Origin of the sequence: Amycolatopsis sp. NPDC049253 (assembly GCF_040678995.1) — a bacterium.
Classification (GTDB): Bacteria; Actinomycetota; Actinomycetes; order Mycobacteriales; family Pseudonocardiaceae; genus Amycolatopsis.
The window spans coordinates 689,449-715,449 of sequence record NZ_JBFAQX010000001.1; the positions used below are offsets into that span (position 1 = coordinate 689,449).

Annotated in this window: 25 protein-coding genes, 4 tRNA genes and 2 pseudogenes; 18 read left to right on the plus strand and 13 right to left on the minus strand. The window is 69.9% G+C overall.

All coding sequences use genetic code 11. From position 1 onward, the window contains the following. Nucleotides 1-250: 250 nt before the first annotated feature. The 3 genes and pseudogenes from AB0K15_RS03490 to AB0K15_RS03500 all read right to left on the minus strand — a co-directional run bounded on the left by AB0K15_RS03490 (nucleotide 251) and on the right by AB0K15_RS03500 (nucleotide 3,011). A pseudogene (locus AB0K15_RS03490) lies at nucleotides 251-1,111 on the minus strand (LLM class F420-dependent oxidoreductase). Between the two features lie 7 nt (nucleotides 1,112-1,118). Then, entirely contained in the window at nucleotides 1,119-1,994 is an 876-nt protein-coding gene (locus AB0K15_RS03495) for an LLM class F420-dependent oxidoreductase (protein WP_364045119.1), read from the minus strand. Between the two features lie 39 nt (nucleotides 1,995-2,033). Next, complete coding sequence (locus AB0K15_RS03500; RefSeq protein WP_364045121.1) at nucleotides 2,034-3,011, minus strand: hypothetical protein; 978 nt, start codon at nucleotides 3,009-3,011, stop codon at nucleotides 2,034-2,036. A gap of 245 nt (nucleotides 3,012-3,256) precedes the next feature. Between AB0K15_RS03500 and htpX the strand changes: the two genes are divergently transcribed. Further along, entirely contained in the window at nucleotides 3,257-4,105 is an 849-nt protein-coding gene (gene htpX, locus AB0K15_RS03505; RefSeq protein WP_364045123.1) for a zinc metalloprotease HtpX, read from the plus strand. A gap of 6 nt (nucleotides 4,106-4,111) precedes the next feature. Here htpX and rfbA read toward each other — a convergent pair whose 3' ends face one another. Then, nucleotides 4,112-4,993, minus strand: a complete 882-nt coding sequence (rfbA, locus tag AB0K15_RS03510; protein ID WP_364045125.1) for a glucose-1-phosphate thymidylyltransferase RfbA — start codon at nucleotides 4,991-4,993, stop codon at nucleotides 4,112-4,114. A 42-nt stretch (nucleotides 4,994-5,035) separates the two neighbouring features. After that, nucleotides 5,036-6,184: a sialidase family protein gene (locus AB0K15_RS03515; protein WP_364045127.1), complete on the minus strand. Its 1,149-nt coding sequence runs from the start codon at nucleotides 6,182-6,184 to the stop codon at nucleotides 5,036-5,038. A 219-nt stretch (nucleotides 6,185-6,403) separates the two neighbouring features. Between AB0K15_RS03515 and AB0K15_RS03520 the strand changes: the two genes are divergently transcribed. Then, a complete protein-coding gene (locus AB0K15_RS03520; RefSeq protein ID WP_364045129.1) occupies nucleotides 6,404-7,090 on the plus strand; it encodes a hypothetical protein in 687 nt (228 codons plus the stop codon). Here the strand turns inward: AB0K15_RS03520 and AB0K15_RS03525 are convergent. Next, nucleotides 7,077-8,089: pseudogene (locus AB0K15_RS03525) on the minus strand (methyltransferase). The gene AB0K15_RS03520 and the pseudogene AB0K15_RS03525 sit on opposite strands and share 14 nt — an antisense overlap. A gap of 287 nt (nucleotides 8,090-8,376) precedes the next feature. Here AB0K15_RS03525 and AB0K15_RS03530 point away from each other — a divergent pair. After that, nucleotides 8,377-9,174, plus strand: coding sequence for a helix-turn-helix transcriptional regulator (locus AB0K15_RS03530; protein WP_364045131.1), 798 nt, complete (start codon nucleotides 8,377-8,379; stop codon nucleotides 9,172-9,174). Here the strand turns inward: AB0K15_RS03530 and AB0K15_RS03535 are convergent. Further along, on the minus strand, nucleotides 9,165-9,656 hold the full coding sequence (locus tag AB0K15_RS03535; RefSeq protein ID WP_364045133.1) for a YajQ family cyclic di-GMP-binding protein: 492 nt from the start codon (nucleotides 9,654-9,656) through the stop codon (nucleotides 9,165-9,167). The genes AB0K15_RS03530 and AB0K15_RS03535 overlap by 10 nt on opposite strands. Before the next feature lie 127 nt (nucleotides 9,657-9,783). On the opposite strand from AB0K15_RS03535, the gene AB0K15_RS03540 reads away from it, so the two are divergent. After that, nucleotides 9,784-9,865 (plus strand) — tRNA-Tyr (locus AB0K15_RS03540). Nucleotides 9,866-9,902: 37 nt separating this feature from the next. Here the strand turns inward: AB0K15_RS03540 and AB0K15_RS03545 are convergent. Continuing rightward, nucleotides 9,903-10,328 carry a TIGR03667 family PPOX class F420-dependent oxidoreductase gene (locus AB0K15_RS03545; protein ID WP_364045135.1) on the minus strand — a complete coding sequence of 142 codons (426 nt, stop codon included), beginning with the start codon at nucleotides 10,326-10,328 and terminating at the stop codon, nucleotides 9,903-9,905. Between the two features lie 115 nt (nucleotides 10,329-10,443). Between AB0K15_RS03545 and AB0K15_RS03550 the strand changes: the two genes are divergently transcribed. The 4 genes from AB0K15_RS03550 to AB0K15_RS03565 all read left to right on the plus strand — a co-directional run bounded on the left by AB0K15_RS03550 (nucleotide 10,444) and on the right by AB0K15_RS03565 (nucleotide 12,361). Next, nucleotides 10,444-10,824, plus strand: a complete 381-nt coding sequence (locus AB0K15_RS03550; protein ID WP_364045137.1) for a hypothetical protein — start codon at nucleotides 10,444-10,446, stop codon at nucleotides 10,822-10,824. A 28-nt stretch (nucleotides 10,825-10,852) separates the two neighbouring features. Next, nucleotides 10,853-11,524, plus strand: coding sequence for a hypothetical protein (locus AB0K15_RS03555; RefSeq protein WP_364045139.1), 672 nt, complete (start codon nucleotides 10,853-10,855; stop codon nucleotides 11,522-11,524). 189 nt (nucleotides 11,525-11,713) lie between these two features. After that, a complete protein-coding gene (locus tag AB0K15_RS03560; protein WP_364045141.1) occupies nucleotides 11,714-12,004 on the plus strand; it encodes a hypothetical protein in 291 nt (96 codons plus the stop codon). Between the two features lie 72 nt (nucleotides 12,005-12,076). After that, on the plus strand, nucleotides 12,077-12,361 hold the full coding sequence (locus AB0K15_RS03565; protein WP_364045143.1) for an MSMEG_0570 family nitrogen starvation response protein: 285 nt from the start codon (nucleotides 12,077-12,079) through the stop codon (nucleotides 12,359-12,361). Between the two features lie 45 nt (nucleotides 12,362-12,406). Here the strand turns inward: AB0K15_RS03565 and lon are convergent, their stop codons facing one another. The 3 genes from lon to AB0K15_RS03580 form a co-directional block, all read right to left on the minus strand. Further along, entirely contained in the window at nucleotides 12,407-14,809 is a 2,403-nt protein-coding gene (gene lon / locus AB0K15_RS03570; RefSeq protein WP_364045145.1) for an endopeptidase La, read from the minus strand. 294 nt (nucleotides 14,810-15,103) lie between these two features. After that, nucleotides 15,104-15,952, minus strand: a complete 849-nt coding sequence (locus tag AB0K15_RS03575; RefSeq protein ID WP_364045147.1) for an SAM-dependent methyltransferase — start codon at nucleotides 15,950-15,952, stop codon at nucleotides 15,104-15,106. Nucleotides 15,953-16,088: 136 nt separating this feature from the next. Next, nucleotides 16,089-17,027: a GNAT family N-acetyltransferase gene (locus AB0K15_RS03580; protein ID WP_364045149.1), complete on the minus strand. Its 939-nt coding sequence runs from the start codon at nucleotides 17,025-17,027 to the stop codon at nucleotides 16,089-16,091. 252 nt (nucleotides 17,028-17,279) lie between these two features. On the opposite strand from AB0K15_RS03580, the gene AB0K15_RS03585 reads away from it, so the two are divergent. The 6 genes from AB0K15_RS03585 (at nucleotide 17,280) to AB0K15_RS03610 (ending at nucleotide 21,494) form a co-directional block, all read left to right on the plus strand. After that, a complete protein-coding gene (locus tag AB0K15_RS03585) occupies nucleotides 17,280-19,913 on the plus strand; it encodes an EAL domain-containing protein (RefSeq protein WP_285970697.1) in 2,634 nt (877 codons plus the stop codon). A 78-nt stretch (nucleotides 19,914-19,991) separates the two neighbouring features. Then, a tRNA-Thr gene (locus AB0K15_RS03590) sits at nucleotides 19,992-20,064 on the plus strand. 153 nt (nucleotides 20,065-20,217) lie between these two features. After that, a tRNA-Met gene (locus AB0K15_RS03595) sits at nucleotides 20,218-20,290 on the plus strand. 49 nt (nucleotides 20,291-20,339) lie between these two features. Then, on the plus strand, nucleotides 20,340-20,504 hold the full coding sequence (gene rpmG / locus AB0K15_RS03600; RefSeq protein WP_020668467.1) for a 50S ribosomal protein L33: 165 nt from the start codon (nucleotides 20,340-20,342) through the stop codon (nucleotides 20,502-20,504). A 145-nt stretch (nucleotides 20,505-20,649) separates the two neighbouring features. Beyond that, on the plus strand, nucleotides 20,650-21,099 hold the full coding sequence (locus AB0K15_RS03605; RefSeq protein WP_285970696.1) for a MaoC family dehydratase N-terminal domain-containing protein: 450 nt from the start codon (nucleotides 20,650-20,652) through the stop codon (nucleotides 21,097-21,099). Further along, nucleotides 21,096-21,494, plus strand: coding sequence for a MaoC family dehydratase (locus AB0K15_RS03610; RefSeq protein ID WP_364045152.1), 399 nt, complete (start codon nucleotides 21,096-21,098; stop codon nucleotides 21,492-21,494). The genes AB0K15_RS03605 and AB0K15_RS03610 overlap by 4 nt, the downstream gene beginning before the upstream one ends. 3 nt (nucleotides 21,495-21,497) lie before the next feature. On the opposite strand, the gene AB0K15_RS03615 is transcribed toward AB0K15_RS03610, so the two are convergent. Next, nucleotides 21,498-22,400, minus strand: coding sequence for an SGNH/GDSL hydrolase family protein (locus AB0K15_RS03615; RefSeq protein ID WP_364045154.1), 903 nt, complete (start codon nucleotides 22,398-22,400; stop codon nucleotides 21,498-21,500). 57 nt (nucleotides 22,401-22,457) lie between these two features. Beyond that, nucleotides 22,458-23,363 (minus strand): TIGR03619 family F420-dependent LLM class oxidoreductase, encoded by a 906-nt coding sequence (locus AB0K15_RS03620; protein WP_364045156.1) that lies wholly within the window; start codon nucleotides 23,361-23,363, stop codon nucleotides 22,458-22,460. Nucleotides 23,364-23,822: 459 nt separating this feature from the next. Here AB0K15_RS03620 and AB0K15_RS03625 point away from each other — a divergent pair. The 4 genes from AB0K15_RS03625 to rplK all read left to right on the plus strand — a co-directional run bounded on the left by AB0K15_RS03625 (nucleotide 23,823) and on the right by rplK (nucleotide 25,835). Beyond that, a tRNA-Trp gene (locus AB0K15_RS03625) sits at nucleotides 23,823-23,895 on the plus strand. Between the two features lie 32 nt (nucleotides 23,896-23,927). Beyond that, nucleotides 23,928-24,362, plus strand: coding sequence for a preprotein translocase subunit SecE (gene secE, locus AB0K15_RS03630; RefSeq protein ID WP_360597598.1), 435 nt, complete (start codon nucleotides 23,928-23,930; stop codon nucleotides 24,360-24,362). A 79-nt stretch (nucleotides 24,363-24,441) separates the two neighbouring features. Continuing rightward, a complete protein-coding gene (gene nusG / locus AB0K15_RS03635) occupies nucleotides 24,442-25,320 on the plus strand; it encodes a transcription termination/antitermination protein NusG (protein WP_364045158.1) in 879 nt (292 codons plus the stop codon). Between the two features lie 80 nt (nucleotides 25,321-25,400). After that, on the plus strand, nucleotides 25,401-25,835 hold the full coding sequence (gene rplK, locus AB0K15_RS03640) for a 50S ribosomal protein L11 (protein ID WP_204091731.1): 435 nt from the start codon (nucleotides 25,401-25,403) through the stop codon (nucleotides 25,833-25,835). Nucleotides 25,836-26,001 lie beyond the last annotated feature (166 nt).

Below are 26,001 nucleotides of genomic sequence, written 5' to 3' on the forward strand. Positions count from 1 at the left end.
CGTGCTAGACACGTCGATGACCAGCGGGGGGTCGTTACAGCGAGCGTGTGAGGGGCGGACCACCGTTTTCCGAATGAGATGTGCTCGGCCCGGTTCGCAGCGCTTTTCCCGGCTTGTTCTCCTGGTGGGAGAGGGGGATTGGCGTGGTTTCACTTTGCCGGGCGCCATGCGCGGAGAGTAACTCCGCGCCGGGGCGCGTGGGTTTTTCCCGCACCCCGGCGCGGGCTTGTGATTGTGTTGCGGGGGTGGTCTAGAGCTTCTCCGCCGCAGGGATCACGTCGGTGCCGAGCTTCTCGATCACCCGCGGGTCGGGCACGCCCGGGACCCATCCCATGGTGGCGTCGATGCCGAGGTCGGCGAGCTTCCCCAGCTCGTCGAGGAGCTGTCCGGTCTTCTCGCCGTTCTCACCGATGTCGAGCCACAGCGCGATGTTTTTGGTGATCTCGTCGTAGTCGCGGCCGACGGCGGCGCAGTGCTGCTTGAGCACGTCGAGCTTGTGCGGCAGGTCCGGGCCGGGGAAGAGGTTGCACATGTCGGCGTACTGCGCGACGAGCCGCAGCGTCTTCTTCTCGCCGCTGCCGCCGATGAGGATCGGCGGGTGGGGGCGTTGCAGGGACTGCGGCGAGTTGAGCAGGCGCTCGGCCTTGAAGTGCTTGCCGGAGAACGCGGCGTCGCCGTCGGCCCACATCTGCAGGACGTAGTGGAGGGCGTCCTCCAGCTGCTCGAAGCGCTCTTTGAGCGGCGGGAAGGGGAGGCCGAGGCCCTTCGTTTCCTCTTCGTTCCAGCCGGCGCCGATGCCGAGGATCGCGCGGCCGCCGGAGAGCACGTCGAGGGTCGTGACGGCCTTCGCGAGCAGGCCCGGGTGCCGGTAGATCACGCCGCTGACCAGCGTGAGCAGCTTGACCCGCGACGTGTGCACGGCGAGGAACCCCAGCGTCGTGTACGCCTCCAGCATTTCGCGCTCGGGCGGGCCGTAGCGCGAGATCTGGAAGAAGTGGTCCATCACCGACAGGTACTCGAACCCGGCCTCGTCCACGGCTTCGGCCACCGTGGCGAGGTCGGGCCCGAGTACCGCCGGGCCGTTCGGTCAGGTCAGCTGGGGGAGGTGCAATCGAGTTTCATGTGAGCTTCTCGATCGCCGGGATGACGTCCTTGGCGAACTTCTCGATCACCGACACATCCGGCAACGCCGGGATGCTGCCGATCGCCGCGTGGAAGCCCAGGCCGTGCAGACGCTCCAGCTCCGCCACGAGCTCGCCCGTCTTCTCTCCGTTCGGGCCGATGTCGAGGGTGTGGTAGACGGTCTTGGTGATCTCGTCGTAGTCGCGGCCCTCGTTCTCGCAGTGCTGCTTCAGCACGTCGAGCTTGTGCGCCACGTCGGGCGTGTTGAAGATGTTGCACGCGTCGCCGTACTTGGCGACGAAGCGCAACGTCTTCTTTTCGCCGCCGCCGCCGATCATGATCGGGGGGTGGGGGCGCGTGAGCGGCTGCGGCGAGTTCAGCAGGCGCTCGGCCTCGAAGTGCTTGCTGGAGAACGCGGCGTCGCCCTCGTCCCACATCTGCAGGATGTACTGCAGGTTCTCCTCGAGCAGCTCGAAGCGCTCGGCGGTGGACGGGAACGGGAAGCCGAGGCCCTTTGACTCCTCCTCGTTCCAGCCGGCGCCGATGCCGAGCACCGCGCGGCCGCTGGAGAGCACGTCGAGGGTCGTGATGGCCTTCGCGAGCAGGCCCGGGTGGCGGTAGATCACGCCGGTGATCACCGTGAGCAGCTTCGCGCGCTCGGTGTGCGCCGCGAGGAAGCCCAGCGCCGTGTAGGCCTCGAGCATCTCGTTCTCACTCGGTCCGACGCCGCGGATCTGGAAGAAGTGGTCCATCACCGCCAGGTACTCGAAGCCGGCCTGGTCGGCCGAGCGTGCGACGGAGGCCAGGTCGGAGCCGAGCTGCGACGGACCTCCCGGCCAGGTGAAGTTGGGGAGCTGCAGTCCGAGTTTCATAAAACCGAACGTATACCTGGAGTTACACCAGCTGCGGTGTCAGAAATTGCGGATGACGGAAACGGTTCCATGCAAGGGATCCGTCACGTAAACAGCGCGCGAGCGCTGGTCGACGGCCACGTCGCCGGGGTTCACGCCGAGGCTCAGCTCGCCCGTCAGCACGCCGGCTTTGCCGTCCACGCGGGACAGTCCGTTCTGGCCGCCGTTGGTGTAAATGGTCTCGGTTCCTTGGTGCACCGCGATCGCGGAAGCTTCGCTGCGCAGCAGCACCGTCTTGGTCTGCTTGCGGGTCACCGCATCCACAATGGACATGTGGTGGATCGCCGAGTTGGCCACGAACACGGTGCCGCTCGCCTCGTGCACCACGACACCCGTGGGCGAGGCCCCGACGCCGGCGCTGCTCGTGAACTTGCCGGCGTCGATGTCGTACACCTCGACCGAGTCGGTGGTGGGGCTCGTGCAGTAGGCGATCCGCCGCCCGGTGTCGAGCGCGATCTCCGCGAGGCTCGGCTTCGGCGCGGCCACGATCCGCTGCGTGGTGAGGCTCAGGGTGTCGAGGACGGCGAGCGTCCCCTTGGTGCCGCTCACCGCGTAGACAGTGTTCGCCGCCGAGTCCACCGCGAGCGACGAGGCGCCGGCACCCGCGCCGACGACGCTCAACGTCTGGTGGCTCAACGCGTCGAGCGCGATCACGGTGCCGCCCGGCGGGTTGGCCACGTACACGCGGTTGGCGGCCGAGTCCACGGCGACGTCACTGGGCTTGCCGCCGACGGTGATGATCGTGGTCACACGCCCCGCGGCCGGGTCGATCACCGCGACGGAGCCGGAATTCGAGTCGGTCACGTACACCAGCCCCGTGACCGGATTCACCGCGACGGCCGTGAGCGCCCCGCCGACGTCGACGACACTCACCTGCTCGGCCCACGCGGTGCCGGCCAGCGCGGGCAGGCAAACACCGGCCACACCCGCCGTGGCCAGGGCGAACAGCCCTCGTCGGCTCAGTCCGGGACCGTGCATCGCCCACCTCCGCCGAGGATGATCACCGGGGAAAATTCTCCCGACCCTGCTGTGCTGATCGTTACCAGTCCGACCACAGTCATGGCGGGAACGGTTACGACTCACGGTAACCGTCCAGGGGGGAGCCCGCCTACTTTTGGCCGGATCGGTAACCAGCCGGTGGATCATGTGAAGGAACTTCGGGTCGCCCGATCGCGTTGTTTCCGATGAGTAATCACCCCTGAGAGCGGACGGAGGCGAGCCGCGTGCACAAGCACCAGAACGGGCTGAAGACGGCGTTGCTGCTCGGTCTGCTGTCGGCGATCATCATCGCGATCAGCGGCCTCTTCGGCCGCGGCGCCCTGATCATCGGCCTGCTCGTGGCGCTCGGGGTCAACGCGTTCGCGTACTTCAACTCCGAGAAGCTCGCCCTGCGCGCGATGCGCGCGCGGCCCGTGTCGGAGGTCGAGCAGCCCGCGATGTACCGGATCGTGCGCGAGCTCGCCACCACCGCACGCCAGCCGATGCCCGCGCTCTACCTCAGCCCGACGGTCGCGCCCAACGCGTTCGCCACCGGCCGCAGCCCGCAGCACGCCGCCGTGTGCTGCACCACGGGCATCCTCGACCTGCTCAACGAGCGAGAGCTGCGCGCCGTCCTGGGCCACGAGCTCTCGCACGTCTACAACCGGGACATTTTGATCTCCTGCGTCGCCGGCGCGCTCGCCAGCGTGATCAGCGTCCTCGCCAACCTGGCCTTCTTCTTCGGCGGCAACAGCCGCGACGGCAACCCGTTCGTGTCCCTGCTGCTCGTCCTCGTCGGCCCCATCGCGGCGTCGGTGATCAAGCTCGCCGTCAGCCGCTCCCGCGAGTACCAGGCGGATGCCTCGGGCGCCGAGCTCACGGGCGACCCGCTCGCCCTGGCCTCGGCTCTGCGCAAGCTGGAAAGCGGCACACGCGCGGCGCCTCTGGCCCCCGAGCCGGCGGTGGTCTCGCAGTCGCACCTGATGATCGCCAACCCGTTCCGCCCGGGCGAGGGACTGTCGAAGCTGTTCTCCACGCACCCGCCGATCGAGGACCGCATCCGCCGCCTGGAAGCCATGGCGCGGGGCTTCTGAGGTTCGCTAGGCGGTCGCACCCAACGACTGCGCCACGCTCATCACGTAGTCCCCGTATCCCGACTTCGCCAGCTTCGTCCCCAGCGCATAACACTCGTCCGCGCTGATGAAGCCCATCCTGGCCGCGATCTCCTCCAGGCAGGCGATGCGCACCCCGGTGCGGTGTTCCAGCACCTGCACGAACTGCCCGGCCTCGAGCAGCGAGTCGTGCGTGCCCGTGTCGAGCCAGGCGAAGCCGCGGCTGAGCTCGATGAGGGTGGCACGGCCTTCGCGCAGGTAGGTGAGGTTGACGTCCGTGATCTCCAGCTCGCCGCGGTGCGACGGCTTCAGCGCGCGCGAGATGTCGACGACCCCGTTGTCGTAGAAGTACAGCCCGGTGATCGCGTTGTTGGACCGAGCCTTGACCGGCTTCTCCTCGATCGACACCAGCCTGCCGGACCCGTCGATCTCGCCGACGCCGTAGCGCTCGGGGTCTTTGACGCGGTACCCGAAGAGCACGCAGCCGTCGAGGTCGATCGACGCGTCCTGCAGGGTGCGCGAGAAACCCTGGCCGTAGAAGATGTTGTCGCCCAGCACGAGGGCCACGGAGTCGTCGCCCACGAAGTCGGCGCCGATGACGAAGGCCTCGGCCAGGCCGTTGGGGCTGGGCTGCTCGGCGAAGCTGAACGACAGCCCGAACTGGCTGCCGTCACCCAGCAGGCGCCGGAAGTTCGGCAGGTCACCGGGCGTGGAGATCACCAGGATCTCGCGGATCCCCGCCAGCATGAGCACCGAGATCGGGTAGTAGATCATCGGCTTGTCGTAGACCGGCAGCAGCTGCTTCGACACGGCCTGCGTGATCGGGTGCAGGCGCGTCCCGCTGCCCCCCGCCAGCACGATGCCCTTCATCCGTCTCCTCACTCGTGGCGTTCACCGTTCCGAGTGAGTGTGTCAGCCCATCGGACCTTTGCCGAAGTAGGCCTTGCAGCCGAGGTTGTACTCGGTGGCGATCTCCAGCACGTTCTTGCCGCCGTCCACCGGCAGCAGCGTGGACGAGTAGTTGGGGCAGAAGTTGTTGTAGATGCCGGTGATGAGGATGGGGGCGGGCAGCGGGTACCAGTTGCCGGCGCCGAGGTTGTCGTTGGCGAGCAGGGTCTGGCCGTTGCCGGCGACCGGCGTGCCCTTGGCGTTGGTGTAGATCTGCCCGACCATCACGAGCCGCACGCCGTTCGGCCCGCCGGGGAAGAGCGTGACGGTCTGCGCGTGCTGGAAGTAGTTGCCGCTGGCGGTGTTCACGCGCGTGCCCGGATCGGCTGGATTGCCCCAGTTCGCGCCGTCCGCGGAGATCTTGTAGTACGGGTCGCAGTAGCGGTCGCCGTAGTTGCAGATCTCGTAGCTGAACCAGTACCGGCCGTCGGGCAGGCGCCGGATGATCGGCATGCCAGGGCGGACGCGGTCGGGCGGGATGGCCAGCGTGAGCTGCTTGGTGCCCCAGTGGATCCCGTCGGTGGACGCGACGCGGTTGAGCACCTGCGCGTACTTCGGGGCTTGCGTCTCGTCCGCGTAGTGCAGCCAGAGCGTGCCGCCGGCGTCGACGGTGAACTCGGGCTCCCAGATGCCGTCGTGGTTGTGCGAGATCGCGGCCTCGGACAGGTACGTCCAGCGCTTCCCGCCGTCGGAGCTGGCCCAGACCTTGATGCCGATGCGCCGCTGGGCGCCCGCGTCCTGCCGGTAGCTCGCGGCCCACAGCACGGTGCCCGCGCGCAGCCGGCCGACGCGCTGGGGCAGCTCGTAGAGGGTGCCGCAGCATTCGCCGAGCTTGCCGTCGGGATCGCGGATCTCGCCGATCTTGTGGAAGCTCGCGCCCTCGTCGGTGCTTTCCATGATGGGCGTGAACTTGCCGCCTCCGTCCTCACTCGTGAGCGACGCGAGGATGTGGCCCTTGCCGAACGGCGAGTACTGCAGCCGGATCAGCCGCGCGTACGAGCCGTACCCCGGCACCAGCTGCTGCTTGTCGACCACGGCCGACGCGGGCGTGAGCCCGGCGGCCACCACCACCAGTGACGTGAGGAAGGCGATCACGGGTGTCCAACGGCGCATCGGCGAACCTCTCTCACGGGCGGGGGCCGCGCGATTACACCACGCAACCGCGTCCGTTCCGGCCCGCTTTGCGGCGCTTCCGCAGGTCAGCGCTGGGACTCCACCCGGTCGAGGGGTTTGACCTGCTCGATCGGGTGTCAGGTGGAGGTAACGGATCGTCAAAGGGTGACGAAAGATCACGTAAGAGCCGCGCGGCGGCTCGCGAGGGGGGAATGTCTGATGACGCGCGTCCGCGGGCGTGTTGCGGTGCTGCTGCTCGCGGGCCTGGTCACGGCCTCGTGCAGCGTCCAGCCGTCGGGTCGCGGGGTGCTCCTGGGCTCGCCGGGCCTCGACGCGCCGTCGTCCAGCTCGGTGCCGCCGCCCCCGCCTCCACGTCGGCTGGAAGCCCCGACGGAAACCCACACCGGCAAGGGTGACGCCACGGTCCGGTTGTCGTGGCCCACCGACGTCCCCGGCTACCTCACCTTCGACTGCCCGCACTGCGACGCCAACATCTTCGTCCACACCGACGGCGACGAGAACTCGCTCATCAACGCCATCGGCGCGTACCACGGCACGGTCTGGTTCAACGTCGTCGAAGGCCGCGACCCCTCCCACACCCTCACGATCACCGCGGACTCCTCGTGGACCGCCACCCTCACCGACCACCACACCCTGCCCACCGTCACGGCGGGCAAGCCCTACGCCGGCAAGGGCGACGCCGTGCTGGTGATCCCCGCGGGCGTCAGCCACGCGACCTTCAAGACCGGCTCGCGGGGCAACTCCGCCGTCTGGGTCCAGGGTGGCGGCACCATGGACCTGGCGGTCAACGAGATCGGCGCCACCACGGCGGACTTCCCGGTGCCGGGCCCGACCCTGGTGGAGGTCCAGGCGTACGAGGGCCAGTGGACGTTCACGGCGTCGTGACGAGCTCCAGCACCGAGTAACCGCCGCCGACCGGATACGTCTTCTCGCGACGCCAGCCCGACGCGGCGAACAGGGCGTCGTACTCGTCGAGGTCGCGTTCCATGCCGTCGGTGACGTTGAGCATGTTCATGTCCACGCGCGTCGCGAAGTCCGGCGTGCCGAGCTCGCCGATCACCGTCTCGACAACCAGCAGCCGCCCGCCTTCGGTCACGGCGGCGCGGCAGTTGCGCAGGATCGTGAGCCAGTGTTCGTCGGTCCAGTCGTGGAGGATCATCTTCAGCAGGTACAGGTCCGCGTGCGGGACCTCGACGAAGAAGTCACCCGCGATCGCGGCGAAGCGGCCGGCCAGCCCACGCCGCTCGGTCTCCTTGCGGGCGCCCGGGACGACGTGCGGCAGGTCGAGCACCAGCCCCTCCAGCTGGGGTTGGCGGCCATCAGACCGAGCACGAAGTCGCCGTCGGCGCCGCCCGCGTCGAGCACGGTCGTCACGCCGGTCGTGTCCACCGCAGCCACCGCGCCCTGGGCGACCAAACCGGACAGATCTCCCATCGCGCGGGAGAACAACGCGGCTTCCTCGGAGTTTTCCGGTTGCGCGAAGTAGCCGAACAGGTCCGTGCCGAGCACCTCGCGCGCCTTCGACCCGCCCGCGCGTACGGCGTCGGGCAGCCGTTCCCACGACTGCCAGTGCGCGTGCTCGTTCTGCACCAGCACGAGCGACCGCATCGAGCCGGGCACGCCCGTGCGCAGCAGCTCGCCCAGCGGCGTCGACGCGAATCGGCGCTCGCCCTCGTAGGGGAGCACCCCGAGCGACGACGCGGCGCGCATCAGCCGGTACGTCGTGCGCGGGTCACTGCCCTCACGCTCCGCGACCTGCTCGGCCGTGGCGGGACCGTCGGCGAGGTGGTCGGCGATGTTGAGCGCCGCCGTGGCGCGCAGCGTCTGGGCGACCCAGCCGCCGGTGAGCAGGTTGAGCATCTGTGCTGCCGGGGCCACGGTCATGGCGGGTCCTTCCGTGCCGGGCCCGCCGGACTCCCCGGCGGCGCTCCGCCTCACGCTAGAAACGCAGGGGCGCCCCGCGACTGGACGTGGACGCCGTCTCCGTTGAACCTCAGCGCCGTGTTCGTCCGTGGTGGAGGTGTGGAGACGCGTCGGAAGTACTCCGTGGACGTGACGGTGCCCGCGCACGCGCGTGACTGGCCCGACGTGCTGCGCCAGGGCTGGGACGCCCAGGCCGGGCGGGTGATCCCCCGCCGCCCGCGAAACCTGTCGGCACCGGCGACTACCGCGTGCGCATCCGCCACGCCAAAGTGGACGACGCCGTCATCGAGCGCCTCTACAGCGAATCCGTCGCCGGCGGCACCGGTGGTGAGTTCAACCACCTCAACAACCGCGTCGTGCTCCACGTCGTCCGCCGCGGCGAGTGGCGGTTCACCGGCCCGCGCCGCACTTCCACGACCGTCGCGGGTGGCCAGTTCGTGGTGCGCCTCAACGATCCCTCGTGGACGTTCGAGGTCGAGCCGCGCACGAGCGCGACCGTCCTGCAGCTGCCCGTCGAGCAGCTGCGCACCCACCTGGCCGACCGGCACGTGATCGGCAACGCGGCGACGGCCGAGGTCCGCCTGCTATTGGCCCAGACCCGCGCCGTCGAGGCCACCGTCGACACCCTCACCCCGGCCGGCCTCATCGCCGCGCGCGCGTCCTTGGTGGAACTGGCGAAGGGCGTCATCCTCGGCAGCACCGACTGCGCCGACTCCCAGCTGGCCCCCGCCCTGGCCCAGGCCGCCCGCGACCTCGCCGACGCCCTGCTCCCGGACGCGGACCTCTCGCCGGCCGTGCTGGCCCGCCACCTGAACGTCCCGGTCCGCACCCTCCACCGCGCCTTCGCCGGCTCCGACGAGTCCGCCGCGGCCTACGTCCGGCGCCGCCGCCTGGAACGCGCCCGCGCCGACCTGGCCACGGGCCGCGCCACCGTCTCGGAAGCCGCGGCCCGCTGGCAGTTCTCGGACAGCAGCCACCTGATCCGCGCCTTCAAATCCCGCTACGGCCAGACCCCGACGGAGTTCGTCAGGTCGGCTCAGCGGTAGTTCGTGAACTGCAACGCGATCTCGAAGTCCTTGCCCTTCAGCAAGGCGATCACGTCCTGCAGCTGGTCCTTCTTCTTGCCCGACACCCGAAGCTGGTCACCCTGGATCTGCGCCTGGACGCCCTTCGGGCCCTCGTCGCGGATGAACTTGGCGATCTGCTTCGCCTTGTCCGACGCGATGCCCTGCAGGATCTTGCCGCCGATCTTGTAGATCTTGCCGGACAGCGCGGGCTCGCCGGCTTCGAACGCCTTCAGCGAGATGTTGCGCTTGATCAGCTTCTCCTTGAAGACCTCCACGGCGGCGAGCGCGCGCTCCTCGGTCTCCGACTCGATGGTGAGCGCTTCTTCGCCGGACCAGTTGATGCTCGTGCCCGTGCCGCGGAAGTCGAACCGGGTGCCCAGCTCCTTGCTCGCCTGGTTCAGCGCGTTGTCGACCTCCTGGCGGTCGACCTTGCTCACCACGTCGAAAGAGGGATCCGCCACGTGTTCTCACACCTCGTACTCGCTCGTCAGGGGCCACCAGCCTAGCCCCTGTCACCTGGTGGGGTCCCCGGTTGATCGGCGCGTCGGACCGTTGGGTATCCTTCTACGCGGCCGGTCACCCGGCCATGGCAGGTTACCCAAGCGGCCAAAGGGATCTGACTGTAAATCAGACGGCTCAGCCTTCGGGGGTTCGAATCCCTCACCTGCCACACCAGCCCCCACGAAGACTCGTGGGGGTTTGTTGTTTCACGAGGTGCTCAGCTTCGTCGGCGTCACCACCACCGCGACGGAGAACAGCTCGGCGAACCGCTCAGGCGTGTCGAACAGGGCCGCGATGCGTTCGGTGTACTTGGCCAGGTAAGCGGGGTTCCGGTCGGCCGGCGGGGCCGTCGCGGGTGTGGCCAGGCCTTCGATCCGCACGACGTTGCGGCCGATGTCGGTGACGTCCAGCACCAGGCTGACCTTCGGGTTGGTGGCGATGTTGCGCAGCTTCCGCGTACCGGGGCGGCTGTAGAGCAGGAAGGTCCCGTCGTCGCGCGTGAGGAACCACACGGGCACGGTGACCGGCTGCCCGTCCGGCCGCACGGTGGTGAGCCACGCCATCAGGTTGTGTTCCAGCCGCGCCTCGACCCGTTCGCGGTCGGCGGGTGGCAGGTGCGTCGTGAGTTCCACAGTGGTCCTTCCCCAGTAGGTACGCCGCGAGGCTAGCGACGAGGTCCGACAATTTCGGGTGATCAAAGGCCCGACCAGGGGATTCACACCCGGGTGTGGTGGCAGACTTCCGGACATGGGCGAGGTCATCGGGTTCCACCCGTTCCGCAGCAGCTTCCCCGCACCGCCGCCGGGCTGGCACGACGCCCACGCCGGCGCCCTCGACGAGTTCGACCACCTCATGATCTACGTGTGCCGCGCGGCGGTGCCGTCCGACGTGGACGTCGAGGACCCGACGTACGAGGCCTGGGACGACTGGGACGTCCAAGCCCTCATCGACGCCCTCGGCGGCCAGGCGCGGCTCGACGAGCTCCTCCTCGACACCGCCACCGCGCCCGCCCTGCTCGCGCGCCTGCCGGAGACGCTGGAGCGCCACCGCCAGGTCGTGATCGACATCGACATCTACTACGCCCTCACCAAGCTCGGCTCCATGCTCGGCCGCGTCGAGGCGACGTAAGCTCGTCCCCGAACTGGGGAGAGGCGCCGTGAGTTTCGATCTCGCCGTGTGGTTCGCGCCCGTGGTCATGAGTGCAGCCGACGCGAAGCGCAAGGCCGACCAGCTCTACGAAAGCGAGCCCGGCGACATCCGGCACCCGCAGGTCGCCGCGTTCTACTGCGAGGTCACGGCGCGGTACCCCGAACTCGTCGACGCCATCGAGTCCGGCGACCTCGAAAAGGCACCCTGGTCCGCCGGTCTCAGCCGTTATGAAGACGCCGTCGTCATGCCCATCTCCTGGTCCTTCGCCGACGCCGTGACGCGGTTCGTGCTGGATTTGGCCCGTCGCCACGGCCTGGTTGCGTGCAACCCGCAGACCGCCGCCGTCCACAACCCGGCCGCCTTTTCGCTGACCGCGTGCGACGGTTCCCACCTCGAAAACCCCGACCCCGCCGCCATCCGCGCCGCCCTGCAGCGCCTCTCCGCCGCCAACTGGTACGCCGTCCTCGAATGCGGCGACTCCTACGTCCAGGTCGGCCAAGGCAAGTCCGCGGGCGCCGTCGACAGCCTGTACGCCCTCGAACACCGCGACGGCTCCCCGGACCGCCACTGCCGCACCGACGTCCCCTCCCTCGACGACGTCACCACGGCCTTCATCCCCTTCGCCACCCACGACGACACCTGGCGCACCCACTTCGAGTGGCGCAAGCTCGACTTCTGATGGCGTACGTCCTGGAAGCCGTCATCGCCACGGCCGCAGTCCTTCGCGGACTCCCCGGCGACCCGGTGATCGTCTCGCTCGGACAGGGCCTTTCGCTCGTCCCGGTCACCGGGGGACTACGCGTCCTCCGTCGCCGACCCCGAAGCCCCCGAGCTCGCGCCGTTCCTGGAATTCCCTCGCGGTTTCGAAGTGGCCCTGGTCCGCTGCTCGCTGGCCGGCCCCATCGCCTACGTCGAGGTGGAACTCTTCGGCGGCGACGGCCCGAGCACCGCCCAGGTGTGGGAAGCGGGAGCCGTCGTCTTCGGCCCGATCCACGTCTCCGAGGACGAACTCGTCAACCCGCCCGAGGGTTCGCCGGCTTCCCAGGCCCTCCGCCGCCTGGGCGTCGACGCCGGATCCCACCACGACGAGTTCGACGCCGTCGGCCTCGGCCGCCACCGGTTCACCGAGCAGTGGCTTCCCCGCGGGCTGTTGCCCTGATCACACCCCGCCTTCGCGCAACAACGGCGAAACGTGCGTGGTGTCCACTCGACGCAACATCGAGGAGGACCCATGCCCGAGGTCGTGTTCCGAGTGCGCTGGCCGGATTCCTCGGTGCAGCGGTGCTATTCACCGTCCACTGTGGTCGAACAGCACTTCGCCGCGGGGGAGGCGTACCCGGTCGCGGAGTTCGTCGAGCGTTCGCGGGCGGCGTTGACGCTCGCGTCGGAGCGGGTGCTCGCGCAGTTCGGGTTCCCGTGTTCGCGGGCCGCGGCGCAGCTGGCCGACATCGAGCGGCGCGCGGAAACCTTCCGGGGCGAAGGAGAACAGGTCGTCGTGGAGGGCTTCGAACAGTGAAAAGCCCCCGTTCCCAACGGAAACGGGGGCCATTCACGCGAAGACTCACGCAGCCTGCGGAACCTCCGAGGAAGCGGGCGTCAACGCCAGCTCCAGCACCTCACGGACGTTCGCCACAGCGTGCACATCCAGCTGCGACAACACCTCCGCCGGCACGTCGTCGAGGTCCGGTTCGTTGCGCTGCGGGATGATCACCGTCTTCATCCCCGCCCGGTGCGCGGCGAGCAGCTTCTGCTTCACCCCGCCGATCGGCAGCACGCGTCCGGTCAGCGAGACCTCGCCGGTCATCGCCACATCGGCGCGCACGACCCGGCCGGACAGCAGCGACGCCAGAGCCGTCGTCATGGTGACGCCGGCCGAGGGGCCGTCCTTCGGCACCGCGCCCGCGGGGACGTGGACGTGGATGCCGCGGTCCTTCAGGTCGCCGACGGGCAGTTCGAGCTCCGCGCCGTGCGAGCGCAGGTACGAGAGCGCGATCTGCACCGACTCCTTCATCACGTCACCGAGCTGGCCGGTGAGCTGAAGGCCCGTCGAGCCGCTTTCCGGGTCGGCCAGCGACGCCTCGATGTAGAGCACATCGCCGCCCGCGCCGGTCACGGCCAGGCCCGTCGCGACGCCCGGGATGGACGTGCGCTGGGTCGAGGTCGGCAGCGAGGACTCCGGCACGTGGCGCGGGCGGCCCAGGTAGGTCTCCAGGTCGGCCGCGTCCAGGGAGACCGGCAGTGCGGCCTCGTCCAGAGCCACCTTCGTCGCGATCTTGCGCAACAGCTTGGCGATCGTCCGGTTCGCGTCGCGCACGCCCGCCTCGCGGGTGTACTCGGCGGCGATCCGGCTGAACGCCGCGTCGGTGATCACCACGTCGCCGGTCGTGAGGCCGGCGCGCTCCAGCTCGCGCGGTAGCAGGTGGTCACGGGCGATCGTCACCTTCTCGTGCTCGGTGTAGCCGTCGAGCGTGACGAGCTCCATGCGGTCGAGCAGCGGGCCGGGGATGGTCTCCAGCGCGTTGGCCGTCGCGAGGAACACGACGTCGGACAGGTCGAGCTCCACCTCGAGGTAGTGGTCGCGGAACGTGTGGTTCTGCTCCGGGTCCAGCACCTCCAACAGCGCGGCCGTCGGGTCGCCGCGGTAGTCGGCGCCGACCTTGTCGATCTCGTCGAGCAGCACGACCGGGTTCATCGAGCCGGCCTCCTTGATGGCCCGGACGATGCGGCCCGGCAGCGCGCCGACGTACGTCCGGCGGTGCCCGCGGATCTCCGCCTCGTCCCGGATGCCACCGAGGGCGACGCGCACGAACTTGCGCCCCATGGCCTTCGCCACGGACTCACCCAGCGACGTCTTGCCGACCCCGGGAGGGCCCGCGAGGGCGAGCACGGCACCCGAACGACGTCCGCCGACCGGGCCGAGCCCCGACTCCGCGCGACGCTTGCGCACGGCCAAGTACTCGATGATGCGTTCCTTGACGTCGTCGAGGCCCGCGTGGTCCGCGTCGAGCACGGCGCGCGCGGCGGCGATGTCGTAGACGTCCTCGGTGCGTTCGTTCCACGGCAGTTCGAGGACGGTGTCGAGCCACGTCCGGATCCAGCCGCCCTCGGGCGACTGCTCGGAGGTGCGCTCCAGCTTGTCGACCTCGGCCAGCGCGGCCTTCTTGACGTTGTCGGGCAGGTCGGCGGCCTCGACGCGGGCGCGGTAGTCGTCGTCCTCGGCGGTGCCGTCGAGCTCACCGAGCTCCTTGCGGATCGCCTCGAGCTGGCGGCGCAGCAGGAATTCCTTCTGCTGCTTGTCCATGCCCTCCTGGACGTCCTTGCGGATGGTGTCGGTCACCTCGAGCTCGGCGAGGTACTCCTTGCTCCACTCCATGGCCTTCTCGAGCCGCTTGCTCACGTCGAGCGTGGTCAGCAGTTCGAGCTTCTGCTCCGTGGCCAGGTACGGCGCGTTGCCGGCCAGGTCGGCGACCGCGGAGGGCTCTTCGACCTGCTGGACGGCGTCGATCATCTGCCAGCCACCGCGCTGCTGGAGCAGCGAGATGACCACGGCCTTGTACTCCGACGCGAGCTGCGTGGAGCGGTCGTCGGTGAACTCGGCGGCCTCGTCGGCGTGGACCCAGCGCGCGGCGCCGGGACCGTCCGCGATGCGGCCCACCACGGCGCGGCCGGTGCCGCGCAGCAGAACGGCGGCCTTGCCGCCGGGAACCCGGCCGATGCGCTCGACGGTGGCGACCGTGCCGATCTCGGCGTACTCGCCGTGGACGCGGGGGACGATCAGCACTTCGGCCTTGGTGGCCGCGCCGGAGCGGATGCCGGGGAACGACGCCGTCGCGGGCGTCTTGGCCTGAGCGGACTCCACTGCGCCCCGGGTCTCGGCGTCGGTGAGGTCGAGCGGGACCACCATGCCCGGCAGCACGACGTCGTCATCGAGCGGGAGAACGGGCAGGAGGCGGGGATCTGACATGTGCACTCCTCGATTAGTTGAGTCTGCCTTGCTCAACTATCCGTGGGGCGGGTTTGTTTCCCGCGGAGTGTTCGCTGGCAGCGATCAGGCTTACGCGCTGGTCAGGGCACCGTGGGCCCGGTCACGGCTTCTCCGCGACGCCGCTCGGGGCACGGCTTCTGGCGGCCGCGAGCCGCAGAACTCACCGCCCCGCCCGGATCTCCCGGCCGAGGCGGTAACCACCGAGGTGCCAGTCGTAGACGCGCGCGGCCGACGGCTTCTCGACGTCCACCCCAGCCGGCGCGTCCGGCTCGGTCACGGCTTCTCCGCGACCCCGCACCACGCGAACGGCCGCGCCTCCGCCTCCACCGCGTTCAGCTCACGCTCCGGCCGCCAGTCCGGCAGGTGCACGATGCCCGGCTCGAGCAACGGCCAGCCGCCGAAGAACGGCGCGATGTCGTCGCGGTCGCGCATCCAGACGGGGTTGCTGGTCTTGCGGTACTGCTCCACGAACCAGCGCAGGCCTTCGAGCGCCGGGCCGTCGCCGTCGCCCTCGCTCATCTGCGAGATGGACAGCCAGCTGCCCGGCGCGAGCGCGTCGCGGTAGGCCTTGACGAGGCCCTCGGGGTCGTCGTCCGGGCCGACGAAGTGCAGCACCGCCATCATCAGCAGGCACACCGGCCGGGAGAAGTCGATGAACTCGCGCGTGGTCGGCGAGCGCAGCACGGCCGTCGGGTCGCGCAGGTCGGCCTGCAGGATGCCGGCCCAGTCGGTGGCGGCTTCCTCTTCGAGGATCAACGTCGCGTGGGCCACGGCCACGGGCTCGTAGTCCACGTACAACACGGTGGCGCGGTCGTCGTCGTCCAGCTCGGCGTCGATGACCTCGTGGACGTTGCCGGCCGTCGGCACCCCCGAGCCGAGGTCGATGAACTGCCGGATCCCCGCCTTGAGTGCGGCGCGCACCGTGCGGTTCATGAACTCGCGGTTCTGCTTCGCGCCCGGCCGCACGAGCGGCCACTGCTGCTCCACGCGCCGGCCGAACTCGCGGTCGACGGCCCAGTTCTGCGTGCCACCGAGGTACCAGTCGTAGATCCGCGCCGCCGAGGGCTTCTCGGTGTCCACGCCCTCGGGCGCCTTCGGCGCGGACGCCGGCTGCTCGCTCACGTCGGAACTCCCCTCGTCGCGGAAGGCCAAGCCTAGCGAGCACCGACGATGATCTCCCTCCGGCCGAGCAGCATCACCACGCCGACGCCGGCGACCCGGTGGACGAGCCCCCACTCGTCCACCACCACGCCACGAATCAGCGGACCGCCGGCCGCCGCTGCCACCCCGTCCACAACGGCCGATACCCCTGCGCGTACCAAAACGGCGTCGACCGCGGGTTCAGCACCGCCGTGTGCAGCAGCACGACATCAGCCCCGGCCTCGTCGAACACCTGGTGCGCATGGGCCGCCAGCGCCGTACCCACACCGGCCGACCGCGCAGCCTCCGCGACCGCCAGCGAAGACAGGTAGCCGATCCGCGAAGCGGCCACGCGGTGCTTGATCCACGCCGTCTCGTCGGGCATCTGCAGCACGGCCAGGCCGAGCGCCTGCCCGTACAGCTCGGCGATCCACACCTGCGGCTCCGGGCGCTCCAGCAACCTCAGCAGCTCCTTGCCGACGAGCTCGTCGATGCCGGGCCGCACCGTGACGCGGCCGAACTGCGCGTCGTAGCGCTGGAGCTCGAGCATGAGGTGCACGGCGGTGTCGAGGTCGTCCGGCGTGGCGTGCCGGATGCAGACGCCGGGGGTCGTCGTGGGGCCCGAGGCGGCCATGCGCTGGGCCGGGCGGACGGCGATCACGCCGACGGGGGCGAAGCCGTGGCGCAGCATTTCGGTCACGCCGGCGGTGTCACGGCTGGGCCGGGAGACCACGGCGGAGCACTCGGGATCCCCCGGACGGGCGATGGTCGACACGTGTTCATCCCATCGAGTGAGCAACGCGTCGAGGCCGGCGGCGGGGTCCGGACCGGCGAGCTGGACCTCGAGCCGGTGCTCGGTCAGGGCCCGCCAGATGGACTGGGCGCTGTCGGGGCCGAGCTCGGTGCTGGTGGCCAGACCGGCGGCCGTCGTGTCTCCTACCTGCGCCGACAGGAGAGTGGCGTCGTCGTGGACTTCGAACGGAAGGGGCGCGGGGAGCAGCGCGTCCACCGTGGCGATCCGCGCCGCGTGCCCGGTGGCTGTCACGTCGTTGTGCATGTACTTCATTGTCGCCCCGCAGGACTCGGCAGAACCCCTGAACACACCCCGGGCCGCCGAATCAGGCACGAACGGGGAGTTTCACTCCTTGGTCCACGCAGGTCAGCGCCACAAGCCCATTGTTAACCCTGGGGTGATCTCCTACTGTCTCGAAAGGGACACGGGTACGCCCTCCGGGGTACGGTATGGCCCTTGTCCACACCTGACGTCACTGACGAGCGCGACCGGTGGGCAGCCGGGAAGGAAGGTCGGATGCCGGACAGCAACGGCAGGCCTGATGCCGCCCCAGCGGCGAAACAGGCCAAGGGGGGCGCCGTTTCCGGGACCTTCACCGAGGCCCGCACGGACGAACGCCGGTTCCGCATATACACCTTCGCCGTTCTCGGCCTGGGGCTGATCACCGCGTTCGCGGTCGGTTCCTGGTTGCCCTTTCACGGCTCGGCCAAGCTCTGGTGGATCGGACCAGTGCTGGCACTCGCGTTCCTGCTCGCCGAACAGCTGGGCATCAACGTCGACGTCCGAAGCGGCATTTCGTGGACGATCTCGTTCACAGAAATTCCGCTGGTAATCGGTTTCTTCGTCGCTCCGTTCGAGGTCGTGCTGGCCGCGCACCTGGTCGCGGGCATCGGCACGCTGCTGGCCCGCAAGGTCGCCGGACGCGTCCTCTACAACGCGGGCGCGTTCCTGCTCGAGATCACCGGCGCGTTCGCCGTCGCGGGGCTCGTGAAGCAGGCCGTGGGCGGCGGCGAGGCCATGCCGTGGGTCGCCGCGCTGGCGGGCACGCTCACCGCGCCGCTGGTCAGCACGCTGCTGGCGCTGGCCGCCGTGCGCGTGCTGCGCCGCCGCATGCGCGTGAGCACCGCGATCCGCCTCACCGGCCGCATCCTCGTGGTGGGCTTCGTGAACGCGTCGGTGGGCCTGAGCGGCTACCTCGTGATCGCGAACACCCCGCAGGCTTGGCCGTTGGTCCTGGCGGTGTTCCTCGGGCTGACCGCGCTGTACTGGGCCTACTCCGACCTGCTGCGCGAGCAGCGGGACATGGAGGCGCTGTCCGACGTCAGCCTCATGGTCGCCCGCTCGGGCCAGCAGGCCGCCGCGCGACCGGCCGGGCGCGCCGACGAGCTCGTGGGCGGCGTCGACGTGCGCGAGTGGGCCACGATCGCCGAGCGCATCAAGGACCAGCTGGCCGCCGGCCGCGTCGTGCTGCGGCTGCGCCTGGAGGCCAAGGACACCATGCGCGTGGTCGTGGCCGGCGACGAGCTGCCGCCCGTCGACCCGAACGCCGACGACCCGCTGCAGCGCCTGCCCGGCGCCCACGTGCGCCACTTCCGCATCACCGAGGCCAACCCCGACGTCCGCGCGGCGCTGCTCAACCGCGGCGCGCAGGAGGCGCTCGTGGTGCCGCTGCGCAGCGCCAACCAGCTGCTCGGCGTCGTCGAGGCCCACGACCGGCTCTCCCGCTGGCGCGGCTTCGGCAAGTACGACGTGCAGCTGCTCGGCACGATGGCCAGCCACCTCGCGACGTCGCTCGACAACCGGCGCCTGCTCGCGACCCTGCGCCACGACGCCTACCACGACCCGCTCACCGGCCATCTCAACCGGCCGGGCTTCCAGCAGGTCGCCAAGGAGCCGCTGCGTGACTTCGCCAACGCCGTGGTGCTGCGCATCGACCTCGACGTCTTCTCGACCGTCAGCGACGCGCTGGGCTACTCGTGGGCCGACCGCATGGTGATCGCCGCCGGCCGCCGCATCCGCGACGCCCTGGGCCCGGACGTGCCGCTCGCCCGCCTGGAGGGCGCGTCGTTCGCCGCCCTGCTCGTGGGCTGCACACCGGAGAACGCCCACGCCGCGGCTGAACGCCTGCGCGTGCAGCTTTCGGCGCCCTACCCCGTCGACCGGCTTTCGGTCGAGGCCAACGCGATGATCGGCTACGCGACCACCTCCACCGAGGACGGCGGCGAGCCCGTGGACGTCGACGGCCTGCTGCAGCGCGCCGACGTCGCCGTCCGCGCCACCCGCGGCGGCGAAGAGGTGCGCGGCTATGTGCCGAGCATGGGCCAGATCTTCCTGCGCCGCTTCCAGATGGTGACGCAGTTCCGGCAGTCGCTGGAGGACGGGCACGTGTCCGTGCACTACCAGCCGAAGATCACACTGCCGAACCGCCAGGTGCAGGGCGTCGAGGCGCTCGTGCGCTGGGTGCACCCGGAGTTCGGCCGGCTCGGCCCGGACGAGTTCGTGCCCGCCATCGAGGCGGCCGGCCTGATCGGCGTACTGACGTCCTTCGTGCTCGAGGCCTCGCTCAAGCGCGTGCGCAAGTGGCTCGACGAGGGCCTGCGCATCTCCGCGGCCGTGAACCTCTCCGTGCGCAACCTGGCCGACGAGGACTTCCCGGCGAAGGTCCAGCGCGAGCTGGAACGCTACGACGTGCCGCCCGAGCTGCTCACGTTCGAGCTCACCGAGTCCGGCGTGATGTCCGACCCGCAGAAGGCCCTGCCGATCCTGCGGGAGCTGCACTCGCTCGGCATCGTGCTGGCCGTGGACGACTTCGGCACGGGCTACTCGTCACTCGCGTACTTGCGGCAGCTGCCGGTGGACCAGGTGAAGATCGACAAGAGCTTCGTGCTCGGCATGGGCACCGACCTCGGCGACCTCGCCGTGGTGCGCTCGATCGTCGAACTCGGTCACTCGCTGGGCCTCACGGTGGTCGCCGAGGGCGTCGAGGAGGACGTCGCGCGCGACCAGCTCGAAGCGATGGGGTGTGACGTCGCCCAGGGGTACCTGATCTCGCGGCCGCTGCCCGAGGACCGCCTGGAGGCCTGGCTGCAGGCTCGCACGGCGCGGTCGCCGGGCCGGCACTCGGAGACGGTCTTGACCCTGCTGACCTGAGGTTTTGTGCAAAGGGGACCCCTCGTGCACGGCCGGGTGAACCCCCTTGCTAATCTTTCCAAGTCCTCACAGAGGCAGGCCCCTTTAGCTCAGTCGGCAGAGCGTCTCCATGGTAAGGAGAAGGTCTACGGTTCGATTCCGTAAAGGGGCTCGCGAGTGGCCGAGCTATGCTTGCGGAAAACGCAAGCCTGGCTCGCTTCGCTGCGTCCATCTGGGGGTTGGCCCCCAGGCCCCCGTCAGGGCGGGCTTTGCCCCCCTGGACCCCCGCAAGTGGGGGTAAGTATCGTGGGTGGGCGTGAGTTAGGGCGGTGTAGCTCAGTTGGCAGAGCAAGCGGCTCATAATCGCTGTGTCGCCGGTTCAAGTCCGGCCACCGCTACGCGGTAACGACGGGGCTGGCCCCCGGATCTGAGAGAGAAGGAAACGCTGTGGCTGCCACCGACGTGCGACCCAAGATCACGCTGGCGTGCGAGGAGTGCAAGCACCGCAACTACATCACCAAGAAGAACCGGCGCAACGACCCGGACCGCTTGGAGATGAAGAAGTTCTGCCCGAACTGCGGTACGCACCGGACTCACAAAGAGACCCGCTGACGTTAGCGGTTCTCGTCCAGCTTCGAACAGCCGTCCCGGCCTTGCGCCGGGGCGGCTTTTCGCTGTTCAGGGCCAGTTTCAGGCCGGCTGAGGGCAGGTCCGGGGACCTCTCGGACAACCGGCTCGGGTCGGCTAGCCTCAGCGGGTGCCTTTGGACCAGTCGTTCGCCGGGCGGAGCTACCCGCCCGCCGGAAAGTACGCGGTGAGCCGCGAGAAGATCCTCGAGTTCGCCGAGGCGATCGGGGACCCCAACCCGATCTACCGCGACCCGGAGGCGGCCCGCGCGGCCGGTTTCCCGGACGTGGTCGCGCCCCCGACGTTCCTCACGCTCCTGAACCTGCCCAAGGTCAACGGGATCGTGGCAGACCCGGAGCTCGGGCTCGACTACTCGCGCATGGTCCACGGCGACCAGGGCTTCACCTACGAGCGCCCCGTGCACGCGGGCGACGTGCTGGAGATCGGCGCGACCATCGAGAACATCATGGCCCGCGCCGGCAATGACTTCATCAACGTCAGCGCCCGGATCACCGACGCCGACGGCAAGCTGGTCTGCACCACCCGCGCGCAGCTCGTGGTGCGAGGGGAGGACGCGTGAACGTCGGCGACGAACTGCCCTCGCTGCAGGTGCGCGTCACGCGCGAGCAGCTGGTCCGCTACGCGGGCGCCGCGCTGGACTTCAACCCGATCCACTGGAACGAGCGCTTCGCCAAGGAAGTCGGCCTGCCCGACGTGATCGCCCACGGCATGCTCACCATGGCTCTGGCCGGCCGTGTCGTCACCGACTGGCTCGGCGACCCCTCGCGCCTGCTGGACTTCAGCGCCCGCTTCACCCGCCCCGTCGCGGTCCCCGACGACGCCGAGGGCGCCCTCGTCGAACTGGCGGGCAAGGTCGGCGCGATCTCGGAAGACGGCGTCGCCCGCCTGGACCTGGTCGTGAAGTTCGACGGCAAGACCGTGCTGGGCAAGCCGCAGGCGCTCGTGCGCGCCTGACGCTCAGCTCACCACCGACTCGACGGCCGCCGCCATCCCCGCTTCACCCCGCGCGTTGGGGTGCAGCGGGGCTGCGGCCGACGTCGGCACCAGGCCCTCCACCCAGCGCGTGCCCGAGCCCGTGCACACGTCGTGGCCCTTGCTCGGCCCGGCCGTGTCGGCGTAGCCCGCGTTGTGGGTCTTGGCCTGCTCTTCGAGCACGTCGTTGAGGTGCTTCAGCGAGTCACGCAGGTACGCGACATCGCCGGACCCGATGGGGATCGCGGGCCAGCAGCCATCACCGTCGGGCAGCACGGTGGGGTAGCCGACCACGACCACGCGGGCCTTCGGGGCCTGGGCGTGGATCTTGTCGAGCACCGCGCCGAGCTTGGCCGCCACGGCGTCGATGCGGTCGGAGAGCTGGTCGTGCCCGCCCGCGGTGAGGCGGTCGTGGCAGGGCGCGCCGTCGCGGTGCGAGGTGGCGCAGCCGGGCGCCAGCGCGATGAACCCGACGTCGTTGCCCCCGATGCCCAGGGTTACGAGCGTGGTCGCCGACGTCACCGAGTCCAGCTGCGGCGGGTTCGTGCCGTCGTGGGTCGACTGGGAGCCCGCGAGGTCCGCTGTGGTGGCGCCGCTGCAGCTGACGTCCACGAACTGCGCCGGCTTGATCTTCGCGGCCACCAGGTGCGGGTAGTTGTTGTCCGAACGGTCACAGCCCGCGGGCGTGCCCGCCGCCTTCCCCGTGCGCGGCGCGGAGGTGTACGAGTCGCCGAGCGCCACGTAGCGGCCTGTGCCGCCCCCGGTGCCGGCGCCGGCCGGCGGCTCGGTCGACGACCCGTGCTTCGACTTGTAGTACCCGACCCCGAGCAGCGCGACCACGACCACCAGGATCAGCAACCCGCATCCGCCGCTCTTCTTCGCCGCCACCTGATCGTTTCTACCGGTCCGCGACCCCGCGTGACGACGGGTATCCGGGTGAGACCCCTACCGGTCCACGGCGGTGCGCAGCCGGCCGGCCAGCTCCAGCGCGTGGTCGACGCCGTCGGCGATGTAGTGCAGGTCCACGAACGCCTCGGTGAAGCCCTCGTCGGCGGCACCCTTCAGCGCCGACGCAAGGTCGGCCACCGTCACCACGGGCGTGCCCGCACGCGGGTTGACGCGCAGCGGGCGCCGCAGCGTCGCCGGGTCGCGGCCGGCTTCGGTGGCCGCGTCCGCGATCACCGACCACATCCGGTGCAGGTACTGCGGGGGCAGCAGTGTCGGGAGCCAGCCGTCGGCGCTCGTGCCGACGCGGCGCAGGGCGCGTTCGGACATCCCGCCGAGCAGGATCGGCGGGTGCGGGTTCTGCGCGGGCCGCAGCCCGACGTGCGACTCGGGGATCTGCCAGCGCTCGCCGTCGTGGCCCGCGGGCTCGGCGGTCCAGAGCGTGCGCAGGACCTGGATCAGCTCGTCGAGGCGCGCGCCGCGCCCGGCCCACGGCGCGCCGGCGGCGGTGTACTCGTCGCGCAGCCAGCCGAGGCCGAACCCGGCGTCGAGGCGGCCGCCGGAGAGCAGGTCGAGCGACGTGAGCGTCCGGGCGAGCAGCACGGGCGCGTAGACGGGCGCCGAGAGCGTGCTCATGCCCAGCCGCACGGTCTTCGTGGCGCCGGCGGCGGCGGTCAGCGCGACGAACGGGTCGACGAAGTGGATGAACTCCGGCGGGTACGGCCGCTCCGGCGTTCCGCCTCCCGGGTACAGGTCCGAGGGCTCGAGCGGGGTGAGCACGCGGTCACCGACCCACAGCGAAGCGTAGCCGAGCTCCTCGGCCGCGGCGGCGAATCCGGCGATGGCAGTGGGGTCGGCAAGCTTGCCGTACTGCGGCAGGGCGAGTCCGAGTCGCAACGCGGTCACCGGGCCTCCTCGGGGACGAATTTCCTTGCGGGACAACGAAGATCACGCGCCGGACCGGCGACCTCCGTGGAGATCACCGGATTCTCGGGCGGAGTGCCGGATTTTCCTCGGTGCGGCAAGGTTTTCCGGCGGCGTCCGAAGTGCTCCGCGAGTGCGGGATGAACGACCGTGGAATCCGCGTCGACCACCGCGCGGAGGGTTGTTTCCCGATTAATCGCGGACGGGCGCATGCGGTCATCCTGGCACGGCCCGACGGCGCTTGCCGGTCACGTTCCCGGCGCCCTGGAGCAGGGGGCCGGGGGGTCGGTGCGAGGGCGCCCGACTAACGAGGGGGGCGCGGTTGCGGACCTCGATCCGGCTTGCCGTAGACTTCGGAACTCGGAACGCACTACGGTCATCCCCGCCGGATGGTGGGGACGATGGAATGCGTCCTCCGGAGCCTGGGCGACCAGGTTCCACAGGGGTGTAGCTCAATTGGCAGAGCAGCGGTCTCCAAAACCGCAGGTTGCAGGTTCAAGTCCTGTCACCCCTGCGTACGGGTACTGGTGGAGCGGAGGAGTGGTCGTGAGCGACAGCGACGCCAGCGGCGAGCACGAGCAGGACGCGTCGGGCGAGAAGCCCGGGGTCGAGTCCCGCCCGGCGACCGCCGCGGCTCGGCGCGAGCGCCGCGCTTCCGCCCGCCCGTCCGGCAAGTCCGAGGCGCGTTCGGGCGGCACGCGGCCGTCCGGCAAGGCGGGCGACAAGGTCGCGAAGCCCGCCGACGCCAAGGGCGCGCCGACCCCGAAGCGGGACCAGAAGCCGAAGAAGGCGTCGGTCTTCGCGCGGATCATGCGGTTCGTCCGTGAGGTCTGGGCGGAGCTGCGCAAGGTCATCTGGCCCAACCGCAAGCAGATGGTCACCTACACCGCGGTCGTGCTGGTGTTCGTGGTGTTCATGGTGGCCCTCGTGAGCGGCCTCGACCTGGCCTTCAAGCAGGTCATCGGGCTGGTCTTCGGCTGACGCCGAAGGGGCGCGCCACCGTGCGCCGCGCGGGCCGGCCTGCCCGGGCCCGGCAAGTGATCAACTGAGAGGACGGAACGTGACCTCCGACAACGGCACAGGAGCCGGTCGCGACCTGACCGAGCTTTCCGACGAGCAGGTGCACGCGGCACTCGGCGACGAGGAGTCCGCTCACCTCGAGCCCGTCGAGGTGCCCGACGCCGGCGAAGAGGTCGACGCAGCCGTCGAAGACAGCGCTGACGAGAGCGCCGACGACGAAGCCGACACCGAGGCTGACGACAGCGAAGCCGCCGCCGTGGCCGACGAAGCCGCCGACTCCGAGCCGGCCGCCGAGTCCGACGACCCCGTCGCCGCGCTGCGCGCCGAGCTGATGGCCGCGCCGGGCGAGTGGTACGTCGTGCACAGCTACGCCGGGTACGAGAACAAGGTCAAGACCAACCTCGAGACCCGCACCACGACGCTGGACGTCGAGGACTACATCTTCCAGATCGAGGTTCCGACCGAAGAGGTCACCGAGATCAAGAACGGCCAGCGCAAGCAGGTGCAGCGCAAGGTGCTGCCCGGCTACATCCTGGTCCGGATGGACCTGAACGACGCCTCGTGGAGCGCGGTGCGCAACACGCCGGGCGTCACCGGGTTCGTCGGCGCGACCTCGCGCCCGTCGCCGCTCACCGTGGACGAGGTGCTGAAGTTCCTCGCGCCGCAGGTCGAGAAGGAAGCCCCGGCGAAGGCCGGCAAGGGCGAAGCTGCCGCGGCGTCCGCGCCGTCCGGTGGCGGCGCTGTCGAGGTCGACTTCGAGGTCGGCGAGTCGGTCACCGTCATGGACGGTCCGTTCGCCACGCTGCCCGCGACGATCTCCGAGGTCAACGTCGACGGACAGAAGCTGAAGGTCCTGGTGTCGATCTTCGGCCGGGAGACCCCGGTCGAGCTCTCGTTCACCCAGGTCTCCAAGATCTGACGGTCGGGAATACCGACCGGCAGTCCCCGCGTACTGGCAGGTGTGCGGGGGACTCACGTCAGTAAGAAGGACACAAGGTAATGCCACCCAAGAAGAAGAAGCTTGCGGCGATCATCAAGCTGCAGATCAAGGCGGGCCAGGCCAACCCGGCCCCGCCGGTCGGCCCGGCGCTGGGCCAGCACGGCGTCAACATCATGGAGTTCTGCAAGGCCTACAACGCCGCGACCGAGTCGCAGCGCGGGGACGTCGTCCCGGTCGAGATCTCCGTGTACGAAGACCGGTCGTTCGACTTCAAGCTGAAGACGCCGCCGGCCGCCAAGCTGCTGCTCAAGGCCGCGGGCGTGGAGAAGGGCTCCGGCGAGCCGCACAAGACCAAGGTCGCCAAGGTCACCTGGGACCAGGTCCGCGAGATCGCCAAGACCAAGGAGACCGACCTCAACGCCCACGACATCGACCAGGCGGCGAAGATCATTGCCGGCACCGCCCGCTCCATGGGCATCACGGTCGAGGGCTGATTTTCTCCTGAGCACCACCGCGAGATCGCGCCGGTTTCTGGACTGAGCGATTTCGATCGGCCCCAAGGGCCGAGCGAAATCGGGAGGGAAGAAATCGGCTCAGGGCGATCTCGCCGCCTCGACGGAGTCGAGGCAATCGACACCGTGGGAGAGCCAGTGCTGGCTC